General features: G+C 60.4%; 15 protein-coding genes. 12 read left to right on the top strand and 3 right to left on the bottom strand.

Annotation, left to right across the window (positions count from 1 at the left end):
• The first annotated feature begins 223 nt into the window (after positions 1-223).
• The 5 genes from HU770_RS10755 (at position 224) to HU770_RS10775 (ending at position 4,848) form a co-directional block, all read left to right on the top strand.
• Entirely contained in the window at positions 224-400 is a 177-nt protein-coding gene (locus tag HU770_RS10755; RefSeq protein ID WP_186659058.1) for a hypothetical protein, read from the top strand.
• Positions 401-747: 347 nt separating this feature from the next.
• Positions 748-1,305, top strand: coding sequence for a polysaccharide biosynthesis/export family protein (locus tag HU770_RS10760; protein ID WP_033697637.1), 558 nt, complete (start codon positions 748-750; stop codon positions 1,303-1,305).
• A gap of 23 nt (positions 1,306-1,328) precedes the next feature.
• Positions 1,329-2,444: a surface lipoprotein assembly modifier gene (locus HU770_RS10765; protein WP_186659056.1), complete on the top strand. Its 1,116-nt coding sequence runs from the start codon at positions 1,329-1,331 to the stop codon at positions 2,442-2,444.
• Positions 2,445-2,464: 20 nt separating this feature from the next.
• Positions 2,465-4,030 carry a Wzz/FepE/Etk N-terminal domain-containing protein gene (locus tag HU770_RS10770; RefSeq protein ID WP_186659053.1) on the top strand — a complete coding sequence of 522 codons (1,566 nt, stop codon included), beginning with the start codon at positions 2,465-2,467 and terminating at the stop codon, positions 4,028-4,030.
• An 11-nt stretch (positions 4,031-4,041) separates the two neighbouring features.
• Positions 4,042-4,848 carry a CpsD/CapB family tyrosine-protein kinase gene (locus tag HU770_RS10775; RefSeq protein WP_186663649.1) on the top strand — a complete coding sequence of 269 codons (807 nt, stop codon included), beginning with the start codon at positions 4,042-4,044 and terminating at the stop codon, positions 4,846-4,848.
• 78 nt (positions 4,849-4,926) lie between these two features.
• On the opposite strand, the gene galE is transcribed toward HU770_RS10775, so the two are convergent.
• The 3 genes from galE to HU770_RS10790 form a co-directional block, all read right to left on the bottom strand.
• Positions 4,927-5,889, bottom strand: coding sequence for a UDP-glucose 4-epimerase GalE (galE, locus tag HU770_RS10780; protein WP_186659050.1), 963 nt, complete (start codon positions 5,887-5,889; stop codon positions 4,927-4,929).
• Between the two features lie 108 nt (positions 5,890-5,997).
• The gene (locus tag HU770_RS10785) at positions 5,998-8,598 is read right to left on the bottom strand and encodes a cellulase family glycosylhydrolase (RefSeq protein ID WP_186663650.1); all 2,601 of its coding nucleotides are present in this window, start codon (positions 8,596-8,598) and stop codon (positions 5,998-6,000) included.
• A 5-nt stretch (positions 8,599-8,603) separates the two neighbouring features.
• Positions 8,604-10,130: an O-antigen ligase family protein gene (locus HU770_RS10790; RefSeq protein ID WP_186659045.1), complete on the bottom strand. Its 1,527-nt coding sequence runs from the start codon at positions 10,128-10,130 to the stop codon at positions 8,604-8,606.
• A 94-nt stretch (positions 10,131-10,224) separates the two neighbouring features.
• Here HU770_RS10790 and HU770_RS10795 point away from each other — a divergent pair, with 94 nt between their 5' ends.
• The 7 genes from HU770_RS10795 (at position 10,225) to HU770_RS10825 (ending at position 17,547) form a co-directional block, all read left to right on the top strand.
• Positions 10,225-11,601 (top strand): oligosaccharide flippase family protein, encoded by a 1,377-nt coding sequence (locus HU770_RS10795; protein ID WP_186659042.1) that lies wholly within the window; start codon positions 10,225-10,227, stop codon positions 11,599-11,601.
• 275 nt (positions 11,602-11,876) lie between these two features.
• A complete protein-coding gene (locus HU770_RS10800; protein WP_186663651.1) occupies positions 11,877-13,343 on the top strand; it encodes a GMC family oxidoreductase in 1,467 nt (488 codons plus the stop codon).
• A 106-nt stretch (positions 13,344-13,449) separates the two neighbouring features.
• On the top strand, positions 13,450-14,067 hold the full coding sequence (locus tag HU770_RS10805) for an acyltransferase (RefSeq protein WP_186659036.1): 618 nt from the start codon (positions 13,450-13,452) through the stop codon (positions 14,065-14,067).
• Positions 14,060-15,016, top strand: coding sequence for a glycosyltransferase family 2 protein (locus HU770_RS10810; RefSeq protein WP_033697658.1), 957 nt, complete (start codon positions 14,060-14,062; stop codon positions 15,014-15,016). The genes HU770_RS10805 and HU770_RS10810 overlap by 8 nt, the downstream gene beginning before the upstream one ends.
• An 8-nt stretch (positions 15,017-15,024) precedes the next feature.
• Positions 15,025-15,555: a serine acetyltransferase gene (locus HU770_RS10815; RefSeq protein ID WP_186663652.1), complete on the top strand. Its 531-nt coding sequence runs from the start codon at positions 15,025-15,027 to the stop codon at positions 15,553-15,555.
• A 5-nt stretch (positions 15,556-15,560) separates the two neighbouring features.
• Entirely contained in the window at positions 15,561-16,538 is a 978-nt protein-coding gene (locus HU770_RS10820; protein ID WP_033697660.1) for a glycosyltransferase, read from the top strand.
• Between the two features lie 7 nt (positions 16,539-16,545).
• The gene (locus HU770_RS10825) at positions 16,546-17,547 is read left to right on the top strand and encodes a VirK/YbjX family protein (protein WP_186663653.1); all 1,002 of its coding nucleotides are present in this window, start codon (positions 16,546-16,548) and stop codon (positions 17,545-17,547) included.
• Positions 17,548-17,562 lie beyond the last annotated feature (15 nt).

The following is a 17,562-nucleotide window of genomic DNA, read 5'->3' on the forward strand; positions in this document are numbered from 1 at the left end:
GTCCCTTACAGCGAAGCGGTAAGTGACAGGCAACTGCCTTGGGCGCTTGCATTTTTTGTGTGACGGCATTTTGACGAAGTCACCCCTCGTTCATTGAGATTTATTATGGTGTCGGATCATTGACGTAGTGTCATTGTGCCCATAAGCTCAAATCAACAGCGAGGAAGTCTCCCGCTAAACCCAAATATAAATAATTTTATTATCCTCTATATAGGAGGGGGTTATGCGCTCGACACTGTTTATAAAATCAATATTCTTGTTGGTGCTTTTAAGTGGCGCAGCACGCGCTGCTGATTCTTATGTCAATCAAAACAGTATCATTCCTGTCGCAACGGCGGGTTGGTTCTTCGCCTTCGCGGTGATTGGTTTTGTGGCGGTTGCCAATAGAAGAAAGATTTAAACACGCCACGCGTCGGCCGGGTGAAGTAGGTCGTTAACGGTTGTTCAATAGCACACGTATTCAGTGCCGTCGGTAATTTGACGACTGAGCTTTGATGCACGACTTTTCGCTGCCGCGGGCGGCTTGTCAATTTTCCAACTGTTGCTATATTCCAGTAGCCAGTAATTGCCAATAGCCGTAGGGTAGCGCAGCGTGCTGGTGGGTCAGGGCTTCGCAGCGTCAGTTACAGGGCCTCCAGGATGGTTGAGGCCGTCGCAGCAGGTGGTACGGTTGCGAAGTGGAGCGAGAGTTTGTGTGCCGTTCTCATTCAGTGCTCTTTGTCGGGCCAATAGGCCGGAGGGACCCTCATGGTACGTTCATTGTGTTCCGCTTTTTGCGTGCTGATGCTGTGGTCCGGTACCGGCAACGCCCTCGAAAATAACGCAAGTTACCTGCTCAGCCCTGGCGACGTGGTCATGGTGTCTGTCTGGCAAGAGGAGAGCCTGCGTCAGGAGGCCACCGTACTTCCCGATGGCAGTATCACCTTCCCCTTGGCCGGGCGAATCGATGTCGCCGGCCTCGATGTCACGGCAGTCGAAAAACAGGTCGCTGCCAAACTCGAAAAATTTCTCCCCGACCCGAACGTCAGCGTTGTCGTCAAGAGCATCGCCGGCAACCTGGTCTATGTGCAGGGCAAGGTGATCAAGCCGGGGCCCGTGCAAATGGCGGGCCCCACGGCCGTATTGCAGGCCCTGAGCATGTCGGGTGGTTTGGACAAATTCGCTGACGAAAGCGCCATCAAGGTGGTCCGTGTCGACAAGGGCAGACAACAGATTCTGCCCGTGCGATATAAGGACCTGGTTTCCGGGCGTGACATGTCCACCAACATCCAACTTCAGGCTGGCGATACGCTGGTCGTTCCTTGATCTTGCCTTAATAAGAACACTTAATGCCTCTTCTAAGAACAACTAGCATTGCAACGGCAATCTTGGTCTTGCCGTTTACGGACGCGGTCCAGGCAGCAAATTGGCAGTCCTCGGTGGTGGTGCCGTCCTCGGTCGAATACGACAGCAACCCCTTGTTGCTGTCGTCTGAAGAAAAGGGTGTGACGCGCACGATCATCGCGCCCGACTACACCCTGGTCGGTACCTTCGACCGCGACGAGTTGCGTTTGGGTCTTGGCATGCAGGTGTTGCGCTCCTCCGACACCGACATCGTCGACGACCGCGAAGACCCCAACGTGAGCCTTGGCTGGCAGCGAGACACCGAGAAAGGGCGTTTTGGCCTGGTAGCCCTCTACAACGAAAGCTCCACGTTATCCGGCACCGTCCAGGACACCGGTGTGGTGACGACCGATGGCACGCAAAAGCTGTATTCGCTGGCAGGCAACTGGAGCAGCGCCATCACCGAGCGCAGCACGTTGTCCAACGAAACCAAGTACACCCGTGCCCGTTATGACATCGACACCCTGACCGGCTACAACGAACTGGGCAACGTATTCACTTGGACCTACGCCTGGAGTGAGCGGGCCGACCTCTATACGCGCTTTGGCGCAAGGCGTTATGAGCCCGAGGAAGACCTTACTGCCACGGCCTCCAACAGCTACACGCCTGCGGTCGGGGTCAAGTATCAGTTTTCCGAACGCCTGAGTGCGGATGCGCACCTGGGGGTCAACAAGGTGTCCGGGTCCGAGGGCGGCCGGCGCGGTGAGGGCGGTGCTTCGCTGCTGTATACCGGGGTGCGCTCCGATGCCAGTTTCAGCGCCGAACGCAGCACGGTCGCCAGTGCCGAGGGTGGTTTTGCCCAGCTCGACATGGTGCGCGGTATCTACAGTTATGCGGTCAACGAACTGACCCGTGTCGGGGCCGATGCGTCATGGCAAGACAGCAAGGGGCAAACGCCCAACACCCTGCAAACCTACAGCGTTTGGGCCAGCCGGGAATTTTCGCCTTTTTGGGATCTGCGCCTATCGTTGATGTACAAGGAACGGCGCCAGGATGATGCACCCGATGCGACCGCTACGATTGTTGGTTTGACGTTGACGTATAGGTACCCCGACCTCTGAACTTCAGCCTGGTGGCCTTTATGAAGTCTGACTACGAGCTCTCCCTCAAAGATTACATCGCCATAATCAAGGATCGGGCCCTGTTATTGGGGATCAGTATCGTAGTCATTCTTGCCGCCACCGTGGTGGTGGCGCTGAGTGTGCCGCCTATCTATCAGTCCACCGGCACCATTCTGGTGGAGTCGCAGCAGATTTCGCCGGAGCTGGTCTCGGCGAATAACAACAGCTTTGCCGATGAGCGCATCGAGGTCATCCGCCAGCGGGTCATGACCCGCGAGAACCTGCTGCGGATCATCGACAAGTACAACCTGTTCGCCGACAAGGGCAAGCAGCTCAGCGAGAGCGACAAGATCGAACAGATGCGCAATGCCATCGTGGTCGCCTCGCTCAGTACCTTCGTCAGAGGGCGCGGTGAGGCCACGGTCGCCTTCACCGTGTCGTTCGAACACAAGCAGCCGGAAGTCGCCAAGGAAGTGGCCAGCGAACTGGTCACGCTGTTTCTCAATGAAAACCTGAAGCAGCGCACCGAGCGGGCGAACGAGACCACTGAGTTCCTGACCCAGGAAGCGAACAAACTTGGTGCCGAACTCGCCAGCCTGGAGAACCAGTTGGCAGACTTCAAGCAAGCCCATGCCAATGCCTTGCCCGAGCACCAATCGCTGCGCATGAGCATGTTGTCGCGCTCGGAGCTTGAGTTCAGGGAGGTCGACCGCGACTACAAGACGGCGCAGGAAGAGCTGCGTTACCTCGAGCTTGAGTTGTCCGCAGCCAATGCCGGGCTGACTACCAAGGCCGACGGTACGCGGCCGGCCAGTGCAGACCTGCCGCAGGACCTGCCCAGCCTCAAGGCCGAATACACCCGGCTGCTGAGCCGGTATAAAGAAGCGCACCCGGATGTGGTGGCGGTAAAACGCAAGATCCAGGCGCTCGAAGCCAGTGGCGGCAACAGCAAGGCTGCGTCTTCGGTGAGCCTTGACGTGGCCCGCGTTCGTGCAAGGATCGGCGCCGCCCAGGAGCGCATCACTTCGTTGGCCGAGCAAAAGCGTGAGCTGGTGAAGAAGATGGAAGGCTACGAGGCAGAGATTCTCGAAGCCCCGCAAGTCGAGCGTGGCCTGGTCACCTTGATGCGTGACCACGACAACGCCCGCAAGAAGTACGAGGAAATCCGCGCCAAGGAGATGGGCGCGAAAATTACCGAAAGCTTGGAGCAGGAAAACAAGGCAGAGCGCTTCGTGCTGCTCGAACCACCTCTGCTGCCCGAGAAGCCAATCAAGCCCAACCGCAAGAAGATCGCTGCCCTGGGCCTGGTGTTGGCACCGGCAGGTGGCGGTGCGCTGGTGATGCTGCTGGAAATCCTCAATCAACGGGTGCGTGGCGTCGGTGCGCTGGAAAGCGTGCTGGGCAAGCGCGTGCTGGTCACGGTGCCGTTCATCACTACCCAGGCGGAACTGGCCAAGCGCCGGCGCTGGCGCAACCTGCTGATCATCGCGGGGCTTGTGCTGATTGCTATGCTGGTAGTGCTGGTGCACGTGTTCTACATGCCGTTGGATGTGTTGCTGTTCAAGGCTATGGCGCGGTTTGAATAGGGAAAGCAGTGATGGACAGGATCAAGCCGGTAGTTGGCAATAATATTCATCAAGTTGCTCCAGGTGCCACCCAGGCTCCGCAAACCGCCCACGGGGCGGAGCAACCCGAGGTGCCTGGGCAGTTCGATTATGTGCAGACCAAGGTGGTGCCGTTGCGTGCGGAGCACCTTGAGCGTCATCGCATCGTCGCTTACAACAAGAACTCGAACATGAGTGGGCCCATTGACCTGTTGCGCACGCAGGTGTTGAAGGCCATGGAGGAAAACGGCTGGCGTACCTTGGCCATCACCTCGCCAACGCCTGAAGCAGGCAAGACAGTCCTGGCCATCAACCTGGCCATGAGCATTGCCCACCACACGACCAAGACGGCGCTGCTGGTGGACTTCGATTTGCGTCGGCCCAAGGTCGGCAGCAGCCTGGGCTTGCCGATGGACAAGGCGCTCAACGAATTGTTGGCTGACGAAGCCGGGCTGGAAGAAGTGTTGGTCAACCCGACGTTGCCCCGCTTTGTGGTACTGCCGACACGGGTGCCTATTCCGCTGTCCACCGAAGTGCTGTCCTCACCCCGGGTGAGCAACCTGATCGGTGATTTGCGCAACCGCTATGAGTCGCGGATCTGCATCTTCGACCTGCCGCCGCTGTTGAGCTCTGACGATGCGATCACGGTGATGCCCAAGTTCGACTGCGTGCTGCTGGTGGTGGCCAACGGCATGAACAGCAAGCAGGAGATCGAGGAATGTCTGCACCATCTGGCGGGGGTCAATCTGATTGGCACCGTGTTGAACAAGGCGGATGAAAAACCCCGCACGTACTACTGAGTACCCTGCGGTCTGCAGGAGCGGCCTTGCGTCGCGAACGGGCCGCGAAGCGGCCCCAGGGAATTGAGCAGGCAGCTCTCAATGCCAGGGGTACTGCAACTCCCACTGCCAGGCATGCGCCACAATCTGTTCAAGCGACGCATACGCAGGCTGCCATCCCAGCACCTGCATTGCCTTGCTGGCATCCGCCACCAACCTGGGCGGGTCGCCGGCGCGGCGTGGCGCATCGAGCGTAGGGATCTGCCGGCCTGTGACTGCACGGGCGGTATCGATCACCTGTTGCACTGAAAAGCCCAACCCATTACCTAGGTTGAATGCCGTGCTGGCGCCGCCTGCCACCAGGTAGTCCACCGCCAGCGCGTGCGCCGATGCCAGGTCGGCGACATGGACATAGTCACGGATGCAGGTGCCATCTGCAGTGTCGTAGTCACGACCAAACACCGTCACCGCATCACGTCGGCCGGAGGCTGCCTGGAGAATCAGCGGTAGCAGGTGGGTTTCCGGCTCATGGCGTTCGCCCAACTGGCCGTCAGGGTCAGCCCCCGCAGCGTTGAAGTAACGCAGGCAAACCGACTTCAGCCCGTAGGCGCGGTCGAAATCCTCAAGGATCTGCTCGACCATCCATTTGCTGAGCCCGTAAGGGTTGATCGGTGCCTTGCCATGCGCTTCGTCGATGGGCACGTAGTGGGGGTTGCCGTACACGGCAGCGCTGGAGGAGAACACCAAGCGCTTGATACCCGCATTCACCATGGCCTGCAGCAATGTCAGGGTAGCCGCTACGTTGTTCTGATAGTACTTGCCAGGGGCGCTGACAGACTCACCCACCTGAATGAACGAAGCGAAGTGGAACACCGCATCGAACGGGCACTCGGCGAACAGGGCATCCAGCGCGGGCTCATTGGCAATGTCCAGTTCGGCCCATTGCACCCCAGGGCCAGGCGACACCAGGTCCGCCACCACCACTTCATGGCCTGCGGCCAGCAAGTGCTTGACCATGTGCGAGCCGATATACCCCGCGCCACCGACAACCAGTAACTTCATCCGTGCCTCCTGGACGCTGCTGTTGTACCGACGCAGTGAGTCGTCCCTGAATCGAACCGGCGGGAGTATCAGCTACAGGTCTTCAGAGACTGTAGATGGCCAAATGCCCTATTTCAAGAACAGCCAGTTGGACATGTACTGGCCATCGAAGGTGATGCTGTATCGCCCGTCCTGGTAGGCCGCTGGCAGTTCCTTCAGCTGTGCCTGGGCGTCGCGCGCGAAGAGTTTCAAGCCAGCTGCAGCCTTGATCGACAACGTGCCTTCGAAGGGCTCGACATTGAACGGCGTCTTGTCATCGGACTTGGGCACGGCCCGGGTGCCCAGCGAGATCAGCAGGCTGCGCGACTGACCGAGCGGTTTCGCATCCAGGCTTTGCACGACGACACTGGCATACGGTGTTTTTGCCTGTACCGCGATTTGCCCAAGGTTGACCGTTCGCCCGCCAAGCCAGCCCGTCGCGGCCTGGGTGAGGGGCGTGTCGATGGTGTAGAGGCCTTGTTGCCAGTTGCGTTTGAGCTCCCCGGTATCGGTCACCGCCTCACTGGCATCGGCGTCCAGCAGCGACTGCCCAGGGTCGTGCAGCACCTGTGCGTCGGCAGGGATGACGCTGGGTTTCAGCCACGGCAACTCCGGCGTCTGGGGCATGGCAATCTGCAGCCTGCCTTTTTCCATGGCGGTACGCAGGGCCAGCGCGTTGCGCGGGGTGATGTCCTGATCGAACAAGGTGGCGGGTGTTGGCGCGAAAACGTAGCGGGTAATGGCTTGCCGTACATCGGCGCGGCGATAGAGCAGGGCAGCGGCGGGCAGGGTGGCCAGCATCGCTGGGTCGTTGTAGGCGTGCCAATTGTCTGCCGTGCGCCAGCCGCTGTTGAAGGCCTGTTGGCTGTAGGCGTATTGCATCATGGCGTCCCAGCCCTGGTGGCTGGCGGTGCCTGCCACATACAGGGGCAGTGAATGGCGGTCGGGCAGGGGGAAGGGTTCGGCGTTCCACTCGGTGACCGTCAGGGGCAAACCGACCACCTGGGCTGCGGCTATCCAGTTGATCATCCCGTCGCTGGTCAGCGGGTTCTTTTCGAGCTGGCCGATGGCGCCGTAGCTGTGTGCGTCGATCACATCGCCAGCGGTAAGCGCCGGCAGCGCGCTCAGGCCGTTGCCACCCCAGGTGCTGGTGGTGGCAATGGGTACCTTGACCCCCAGGCTGTGCAGGTGCGCGATCATGTCGACATCGAAGCGCCGTTCCAGGTCGTTCAGGAACAGTTTCGACGGGCCATGCTCCCAGGCACGCCAGGTGCGGTCTGCAGACAGGTCATGGCGCTTGGCGAAGGCTTTGGCTTGCTCCATGTAGAGCTGGCTGTGCTTGGGCACGCGCTTGTCCGGCATCAGGGCGTTGCCGTAGTGCTGGGTGATGTCGTTCTCGTTGGTGATCAATACCGCGGCAATTGCCGGGTCGTCCTTGTAGGCAAGCCCGGTGTAAGGGTTCACATGGGTCATGTACTGCTCGGCAAAACGCTTCATCGCCTGTTGAATGCTCAGGTTCACATAGGCATAGCCCTTGAGGTCGACCCGGCTCTCGCCCTTGGCCAGTTCGTCGAAGGCATAGATATTGTCATTGGCAGTGAGGGCGCGCTGTACGTGCATGTCGAGCCATACGTAGATGCCTTCGTCCTTGAGGCTTTTGACCCACAGGTCGATCTTGCGCAGTGATTCGGCGTTGAGCTGCTGGGTATCGCGAATCAGGGTGCCGTCGCCAAACACGTTCGGGCTGACCCACGGCGAGTCATGGTGGTGCAGCCGCACGAGGTTGAAGCCCAGTGCCGACAGGCGCTTGGCCTGTTTGGTGATTTCCTCGTCCGGCGTCTTGAACAGCGAGTATGCGGACAGGTTGGTGCCCCAGAAGCGTACGGGCGTGTTGTCCTCGAACACCAGTTGCTCGCCAGAGGCTTTCACAAAACCGCGCTTGCCTGCCGGTTTCTCTGGCGCATTGAGAAAGGACAGGTCGACCGGCGAGGTTTGCCAGTCGAGCTGGTCGTCGGGCCATTGTGTGGGGTCGGCCAGGCCAAAGCGTTCGGTTGGGGTGGGACCAAGCTCGATATCGCCGGTCACGTTCAACGTGGCCTTGATCTGCTGCTGGCCAGCGCTGATGGGGTCTTTGTAGAAAAACGCGCGAATTTCGGAGGTGTTGCCCTGTTCGAAGTACACCTTCGCCAGCGCCGGCTCGAAGCGCATCTCGATGCGCCTGCCTTGCGCATCCTTGCCCCATGACCAGCCGCGGTTGCCGGGTAGCAGCACCGGCTCGCCCATTTCCCCGGCGACCACGGCAGGGTCGAACTGGAACACGATGCCGCCGCCCATCACGTCGCTCTGCCTGCTGTGTGCGGTCAGGTCGAACGCCCAGGTCAGGGTTTGCGCCTGCTCCTTGCGGATATCCGCTGCCAGGTCGAAGTCCAGCTCCTTGTTCTTGCCTTGCAGGGTGTAGCGGTAGGGCGCATTGACCTTGAAGGCGGTATAAAAGCCGGTCCAACCCCAGTCAGCCGCCCAGAAATCGAACTTTGCTTTCATCACGGGGCCGCCACCGCGGGTCACGGTGGGCAGGCCGTTCTGTTCTTCGACGCTGACGAGCCAGCCTGATGCCCAGCCAGCCTGCGACACCACGGCCAGGCCAGCGAGCAGCGAAGCCCGCACGAAGCGGTGCATGGAAAAAGCGGTCATTGGCATCACCTGGGTTGAAGTCGTGCATCGGCAAGGGCGCTGGCCTGGCTGGCACGGAGCCTGCGCACCCTTTGTATGTAGGCCACCCCAAGCCCGGCGATCGACCAGTACACCGTGGGGATGATGGTGATGCTGCTGACGGTGAAAATGATCACCAGAATGCCCACCAGGGTCGCCAGCAAGGCCCGGCCCAGTTGCCGTTGCTCGTCATCCTTGTCGGGGAATGCGCGCATGGCCTTGCGGATGCCCAGCAGCACGGTGACGAAGAACGCCACGAACAGCGCGAGCCCGACCAGCCCGACCCGCAGCGCCAGGCTGACGTAGGTATTGACGATGTCGATGATGCCTTCACCCTGAATCATCGATTGCATTTCCGGGGTGTTACGGAAGTCGAACGAGCCGAACAGCGGGTTGCGCTGGATGACGATCCAGGCGTTGTCGATCAACCGTTCCCGGTAGGTAATGTTCTCTTTCTCGATATTGCCGATGAAGGGCAACAGGTCCAGCACCTTGTCGCCCCCGGGCAGCACCGTCAGCAGCGGCAGCGCCAGTACGCCGGCGAGGGCGAGCACGGTCAGGCGCTTGACCGCGCCTTTGCCCAGGGCAATGAACACCACCACGATGATCACGGCGCCGATCCAGGGGCCGCGGGACAAGGGTGCGAAAAGCCCGGCGGCCAGCAGCAGTGCGCCGAGTACCCGCTGCAGCTGGCTGCGGACGTAACCCTGGACGAACAGGTACAGGCCGATGGCCACGCTCATTACGTAACCCAGCGCAATCGCCTGGCCGGTGGTGGCGCTGGCGCGCAGCGAGCCACCGCGGCTCAGGTAACCGGACATGCTCCACTGCACGCCCATGGCATCGATCAGGGCGTTGTACAGCAGCCAGTGGCGGACGAACTCGGCGACGCCGATCAATGCCAGGACGAAGGAGGCCAGTACGAACGCCAGCATGGCATCCTTGAAGTCACTGATTTCCTTGAGCCCACGACTGGCGACGTAGTACGGCAGGAACACATCGATGTACAGGTACAGTGCCTGGCGCAAGGTGTCGGTGAGGGTGGTTTCACGCAGGTACAGCACACTCATCAACACCAGGCTTGCCGCCAGCAGCTTGTCCGGCCAGGTGCGGCCGAAGCGCAGGGTGTCGCTTTGCCTGCTCAAGGCCAGCGCCGCAGGCAGCAACACGCACAGTGTCAGCAGGCGAACATGGTTGAGGTCGACCAGGTAGTTGACCACGCCGAACCCGGGTATCTGCACCGACGCAGGTGGAATCAGGAACAGCAACATGAAAAACAACGCCATGGCATTGCGTTCGCGCCGCCCGGCGATATACAGGATGATCGCGGCCGCAGCCACGTACACCCAGAAACTATGGGAGGCAAAGGCCACCAGCGTCAGGACGAACCATAGGTTGCGTCGGCGCTTGAAGTCGCTATAGGGGATGAGATCTGTCGCCGGGCGGCGCGCCATGACGAAAACGACGCCTGCCAGAAACAGAATGACGACAAGTGCACGAAAATGTTCAGGCATTGGCTAAGGCACCTATCCCTCGGTAAGCAACGGCTAGCATCATGGCTAATTGAAACTATAGTGACTTTTAGCGAATCAGTCAGAGATTGAAGTCATGCCGTCGATTGATGTGTCAGCCTCAGCGAGCCTGCGCAACCGCGCACTGAAGGCCGGGTCATGGAACCTGGTATCGCTGGTGGCGTCACAGGTCCTGCGCTTGGGCGGCAACCTGATCATGGCCCGTTTGCTATTGCCGGAAATGTTCGGTGTGATGGTCATTGCCACCACGGTTTCGGTGCTTTTGCACTTGCTCTCCGATGTCGGCTTGCGCCAGAACATCATCCAGAGCCACCGGGGTGACGACCCAGAATTTCTCAATACCGCCTGGACCGTACAGATCATCCGCGGTTTCGTGCTGTTTGCCCTGACCTTGCTGCTGGCGGCCGCGTCCTGGTTCGCGCAGCTTGCCAACCTGTGGCCGGCGGACTCCACCTATGCGGCGCCGGAGCTGCCGATGGTATTGGCGGTGACTGGCCTTTCGGCAATCATCTGGGGCTTCCAATCCACCAAGATAGATGTCGCTGTACGAACTTTCCAACAAAAGCGCGTGGTGCTGGTAGACCTTGCCTCGCAAGTGGTCGGTTTGATCGCCATGCTGGTGATCGGCTACTTCACGCGGTCGATCTGGTCACTGGTGGTCGCGGGCCTGGTCAGTGCCCTGGCGGGTACTGTACTGGGCCACACGGCCCTGCAAGGGCCGAACAACCATTTGCGCTGGGACCGCAGTGCACTGACCGAGCTGATCGTGTTTGGCCGCTGGATCCTGCTGTCGTCGATGGTGGGGGTGTTGGCCATGTACGGCGACCGCATCTGGTTTGGCGCCAGCATGACGGCGGGGCAATTGGGTGTGTATTCCATTGCCGTGCTGATCCTCGGGTCTGTGCAGACCGGGTTGCTGAAACTGGTGGGGTCGGTCGCGCTGCCGGCCTTCAGCGAAGCCGCCCGGGAAGGTGACAAAGAGCGCCTGAAGGCCCTGTACTACCGTTTCAGGTTGCTGGTCGACCTGGCCATGCTGTTTGCCTGCGGGGTGTTCCTGACCGCCAGCCCGTTGCTGATCGGCTGGATGTACGACGCGCGTTACACCGAGGCAGGTACGATCCTAGCCATTCTGTCGCTGTCCTTCTTCACATTGCGCTATACCTTGGCACACCAGATATGGATTGCCCTGGGCCTGACCAAGTACCAGGCCATGGACAACATCATCCGGCTAGTCTCGTTATGGGCGTTGTTGCCACTGCTGCTGGCCATTGGTGGGGTGAACTATGCAATCTGGGGGGTTGCCCTGCATACCTTCCCGACGCTGCTGCTGATTGTCTACGTCAACTGCAAGCTTGATATCTTCAGCATCAAGCGCGAGCTGGTGGTCTTGCCGATGCTGGCGGTGGGCGCGCTCTGCGGCCTGCTGGCGACCCGTTTGTTCAACTGGCTGTAACGCCGCCGTCTGGCGAGCGATGTTTCAACGTCGGGGCGGTCGAGTGACTGACTTTTGAACACTTCATCGAGATAGGTCGGGATCATGGGGAAGCTTACGTTGTGTACTGCGCTTTTGGGTCGTAGGGGCTTTCTTCAGAGCTGTGTCTTGCTGGGCGTTGGCGGCGCCGTGTTTGGCGGGGGCGCAGACGTTGCACGCAACCCCGTCGAAAAAACCGGCTACGTGGTAATCAACGGCTGGGTGTTGCCGTCGCAGTACTTCCGGAACGAGCAAGCATGATCAAGGACTATCAGCAGCATAAAACGCTGCGTGACGGCTACGATTTTTGCATCATCGGGGCTGGCCCCGCAGGCATTACCCTGGCGCTGCGGTTGGCGGCTGCCGGGTGGAACGTGATGCTGGCCGAAGGGGGCGGGCACGAGTATTCGCCGCATTCCCAAGGGCTGTACCAGTGCACGTCGACTGGCCTTGAGTTGTACGCCGAGGAAACACGCCTGCGTTATCTGGGCGGCACGTCCAATCACTGGGCGGGGCGCTGCCGGCCTTTTACCCCTTCGGATTTCGCCGTTGCACCGCCTGGTGACTTGCCCGGCTGGCCCATCCCGTATTCGGAAATCGAGGGTTATCTGGCGGCGGCCATGGAGATCGTCGACCTGCCGTCAGGCGCGGCATTTCATGCGATGAACACCGGCCTTAGTGGCGGCGAGTTCGAGCCTGATCGCTTCCTGCTCAGCCCGCCGACGCGTTTTGCACAGAAGTACGCAACAGCGCTGAATGAGACTGCGGGGCTGGATGTGTTCATCAATTGCAACTGCGTCGATCTTGAGTTCGACAAAGCCTCGGGCCAGGTGATGGCCGCCGTGGTGTCTGACTACGACCGCCATCGGCAGCGCGTGCAAGCCAGGCACTTCATCCTGGCGGCCGGCGCCATCGAAAATGCCCGGCAATTGCTCAACAGTGAAACCCTGCTGGCCGCCGGTATCGTCGACAAGCAAGGGCTGACTGGGTGTTGCTTCATGGAACACCTGAATATCGACATGGGGACCTTCATCCTGAAGTCGGACCAGGACAAGGAGATGCGCCAGTACTACACCACCGATGCCTTTGTCGCGGAGTACCAGGCAGGTAAGGGCAATGTGACTGCTGCATTGCTCTCGGATGTACAGACCTATGGCCGCACGGCCGAGGTCAAACACTTTCTGGAGAACCTCGCCTGTGACATGGGCGTTGCCAGCAAAATCGAATTTTTCGCCAAGTTCAGCTGCCCCGGCGACGGCGTGATCGGCACGATGATCGAGCAGTTCCCCAACCGGCAAAGCCGCATATCGCTGCTGGATGAAAAAGATGAACTGGGGGTGGCCAAGGTCAACGTCAATTGGGCGTTGAGCGACACCGACCGGCACACCATCAAGTGCATTGGCACTGAACTGGCCAAGCAGTTCGCCGACATGGACCTTGGCTACGTCAAGCTCAACGACTTCGTGTATGACACGTCGGTGCCGCTGAAGATGGCGCCGCATGCCCACCATATGGGCACCACGCGCATGGCCGCGTCACCCGAGTTCGGTGTGGTCGATGCCGACTGCAAAGTCTTCGGCACCCAGAACCTCTACGTTGCGGGAAGCAGTATCTTCGCCAAGGGCGGTGCTTCGAACCCGACCATGCCGTTGTTGCAATTCGCCGTGCGGCTGGCGGACCACCTCAATGAGAAATCGAAATCGGCTACGGGTGCCACGGTGTAACGCACGTTGTAAATGGGTTGAGTGCGATGCGGTCAGCACCAAGAAGAACGAGACCGAATTCGCCTCAGGGACAGTCCAGATTCGCTTTGATTGCGAGGCTTGCAGAATGAATGGATGGCTACGGAGTGCACTGACGTATTATGTCAATTCCACAGGGCGTGGAGGCTCGACATACAAAAAGTTCTGTAACCCTACAGGACGGGAGTGGGGCAACTACCTGGCCCGCTGGGGCAAGTTTCATTCGGTAGGCAACAACTTTCACATCAACCCTGGGTGCAACGTCACTGACCCTGCGCTGGTGCGCATTGGCAATAACGTCGGGCTCTCGGATTGCACCCTGATCGGGCACGATGGCGTGGTCGCGCTGATCGAACTCTGCTACGGCAAACACCTCGATTCCGTCGGCTACATCGATATCAAGGACAACTGCTTCATCGGCCATGGCGCAATCGTCATGCCCCGCGTGACCATCGGGCCCGACTCGATCGTGGCTGCCGGTGCGGTGGTCACCAAGGACGTGCTGCCCGGCACCGTGGTCGGCGGCAACCCGGCCAAGTTCATCTGCACCACCGAGGCCCTGATCAAAAGGGTCGAGGATCGCTGCGAAAGCTACCCCTGGATCGAAATGGTCAAACAGCGCAAAGGTGCCTTCGACCCGGCGGTCGAGCCGGTCCTGGCTGCGCAACGGCGGCAGTACTTCTTCGGGGACGGTAGCAATGGATAGAAAACCCGTCGATGTCATGGTGGTCAATTTCAATACCGCGTCCTTGCTACAGCCCATGTTCGATGCGCTGCGCCAGGCCGATAGCGAAAAACTCGCCAGTTACCTGGTTGTCGACAATGCCTCGGTCGATGACTCTGTAGAGCGCATGGCCAAGGTGTGCCCCGAGGCGCTGTTGCTGAGCAACAAGAAGAACGTCGGTTTTGGCCGTGCCAACAACCAGTTGCTTGCGCACCTGCAGGGCAAGTACGCGCTGCTGCTCAACACCGATGCTTTCGTGGCGGCCGACTCCCTGGCCAAAACCATCGAGTACATGGACAACCACCCTGAGTGCGGTGTGCTGGGTGTGCGCCTGGAAGGTCGCGAGGGTGACCTGCAACCCAGTTGCCGCTACTTCCCAACCCCCTTGAACGTGTTTGTCGGCCGTACCGGGCTGGGGCGGTTTTTCCCTGGCTTGAAAATGGTCGACGAGATGAGCTGGGACCATGGCTCGGTACGGGAGTGCGACTGGCTGCCCGGTTGCTTCTACCTGGTCCGTCGAGAAGTGCTGGACCAGGTCGGCCTGTTCGACCCGCGCTACTTTCTGTACTACGAGGAAGTTGACCACTGCAAGCGGGTCAAGGAGGCGGGCTGGAAGGTGGTGTTCTATCCCCATACCACGGTGGTGCACATCGGCGGCGAAAGCTCCAAGTCAGTCAGCGAACTGGAGGCGGCCAGCCGGCAGATCTCCAGTTACCAGATCGAGAGCGAGCTGCTGTACTTTCGCAAACACCACGGTGTTGCCGGGCTGGCACTGCACATGCTGCTGGTGTGCATAGGGGACCTGGTGCTGGCGCTCAAGGCGCTGTTGAAGGGAAGGGGCCGCGCTGCGATACGGGCCTGCTGGCGGCATTGCCAGACCACCTGGTCGCTGTTGTTCAAGACCCGGTTCGCAACCCAACCCACACGGTAGGTGAAGCCATGTTCGAGAATATCCGCGCGGACTTGCGTGCACACGGTGGTGATTGGGGCGCCCAGGGGTTCTGGGTGCTGCTGGTGTATCGCTTTGGGCGCTGGCGCTATGGTGTGCGCCCGGCCCTGCTGCGCAAACTGTTCTCCATCCTCTACAAGATCCTGTTCAAGTTCGTGCAGATCATCACCGGGGTGGAATTGCCCTGCGAGGTGGTGATCGGCCGCAACTTCGTCATCGACCATTTTGGCGGCATCGTCATCAGTGGCTACGCCCGGTTCGGCGATGACTGCCGTATTCGCAACGGTGTGGTGGTGGGCCTGAAGAACGTCAACGAGCCGATTGCGCCGGTGTTTGGCAACAACGTCGATATCGGCGCAGGGGCCAAGGTGCTGGGCAATATCCGCATCGGCAACAACGTGACCATTGGCTCCAATGCCGTGGTGCTGATCGATGTGCCCGACGACTCACTGGCGGTCGGTGTACCCGCGACCGTCAAGCGTCGAAAACCAACTGAAGCTGAGGCGTGCCCGGTCGAGTGAGGCTCATGGAGACAGGTATCGGCGTGGTGGTGATCGGCCGCAATGAGGGGCTGCGCCTGGAGCGCTGCCTGCGCTCGTTGGCGCACGGTGCGGACCAGGTGGTGTACGTCGACTCAGGTTCTAGCGACGGCTCCGTGGCCATGGCGCAGGCTTTGGGCGTGCACGTGCTGGCGCTCGACATGGCCCGCCCGTTCACCGCAGCCCGGGCGCGTAACGAGGGCTTCGCTTGCCTGCAACGGCTGTTGCCATCGATGCGCTACGTGCAGTTTGTCGACGGTGATTGCGAGGTGGACCCAGGCTGGTTGGCCAGCGCCCAGGCATTTCTGCAGGCGCACCCTGAGGTGGCGGTGGTGTGCGGGCGTCGCCGCGAACGGTTCCCCCAGCGCTCGATTTACAACTGGCTGTGCGACCTGGAGTGGGACACGCCCATCGGTGAAGCCAAGGCCTGTGGTGGCGATGCATTGATGCGTGTCGACGCGTTCACCCAAGTGGGCGGGTTCCGCCCGGACCTGATTGCCGGCGAAGAGCCAGAGTTGTGCGTGCGCTTGCGCGCCAAGGGTTGGAAGATCTGGCGGCTGGCCGCTGAAATGACCTTGCACGATGCGGCCATGACCCATTTCAGGCAGTGGTGGCGACGCAGTTTGCGGGCCGGCCATGCCTATGCCGAAGGTGCTTTTTTGCATGGGGGCGCGCCAGAGCATCATTGGTTGCGCGAGTCTCGCCGCGCCTGGCTGTGGGGCTTGGGTATCCCGCTGGCGACAGTGCTTGCCAGTGGCCTGCTGGGTGGCTGGGCGCTGCTGCTGTTGCTGATCTACCCGCTGCAGGCCGCGCGCCTGGCGCGTCGCGGTGGCAAGTCGAGGCGCGAGAACTGGTTGCAGGCGGTGTTCCTGGTGCTTGGCAAATTCCCTGAAATGCTTGGGCAGGTAAAGTTCCTGTTGAACCGGTTCGCTGCCGGCAAGGCCGCGTTGATCGAGTACAAATGAGAGCCCTATGATTGCCAGATCGATAGTGAAAAGTGTGCTCACCCTGCAACCCGGCTACTCGCTGCGGGCCTTGAACAACAAAGCCAAGCTGACGGTAGAGATCGCCAGGCAGTGGCCCGCACTGAAGGCGTTCATGCAGCGCATGTCGGCTGCGCTGGGTGATGACCGCTTCGCAAGGCTTGGGGTGGATTGCATCGGCGTCGTGCAGTGGCCCTACATCAGCAAGAATTGGCAGGCGCAGGAGCGCCTGGGGGTGGTGGCGTCGCACTTCGAAGAGGTGGCCAGGCAGTTTCCGAAATTGTTGCTGCTGGGCCGGGACGACAGCCTGACCTTGTGTGACCTGTCAGCCTATTCGAAGGGGTGCGCGCTGCTGCTGGACCGGCCCATCTGGTTCAAGCGTGAAGGTGAACTGGTGCTCAACCTGTTCCAGGGCGATCTGCGCGTGGCGTCACTGGCGTTCACCCTGTGCCGTCAGCACGGTGAGTTGTGCCTGTTCATTGGCGCCGTCCAGGGCATTCACAAAGGCATCGACAGCGAAACGTCGTTGAACATCTACAGGGACCTGACCAAGGACTTCGAAGGCCTGCGCCCCAGAAGTTTTCTGCTGGAAGCCTTCAAGTGCATGGCCAGGGCACTGGGGGTAGTGCGCATCTACGCCGTCGGCGATGCGTACCGCCACCATCGTCATCCCTATTTTGGCGCCGACAAGGCGCAAGACCTGGCCGCCCATTACGACGTCATCTGGCAGGAAAACGGCGCCACAGCGTCGGAGCGCGAGGACTTTTTCAGTCTGCCTTTGGCCGCGGCCAAGCGGGCTGCAGACGACATCGCGCCCAAGAAGCGGGCGATGTACCGTCGGCGTCATGCCTTGCTGGATGACGTTTTCGCCCGCGTTGAAGCTGCATTGTCAGGCAGCGAGCGCAACCATGGGCTACAAGGGATGAAGGGGGATGTGCTTGAACGTGCATCGGCAGGGGGGCCGCCGCCGGCGATCGACAGCCTGAAGTAACGGGTTGCCGTTGGC

This window comes from Pseudomonas sp. SWRI68 (genome assembly GCF_014269165.1).
In the GTDB taxonomy this organism is placed as follows: domain Bacteria; phylum Pseudomonadota; class Gammaproteobacteria; order Pseudomonadales; family Pseudomonadaceae; genus Aquipseudomonas; species Aquipseudomonas capeferrum.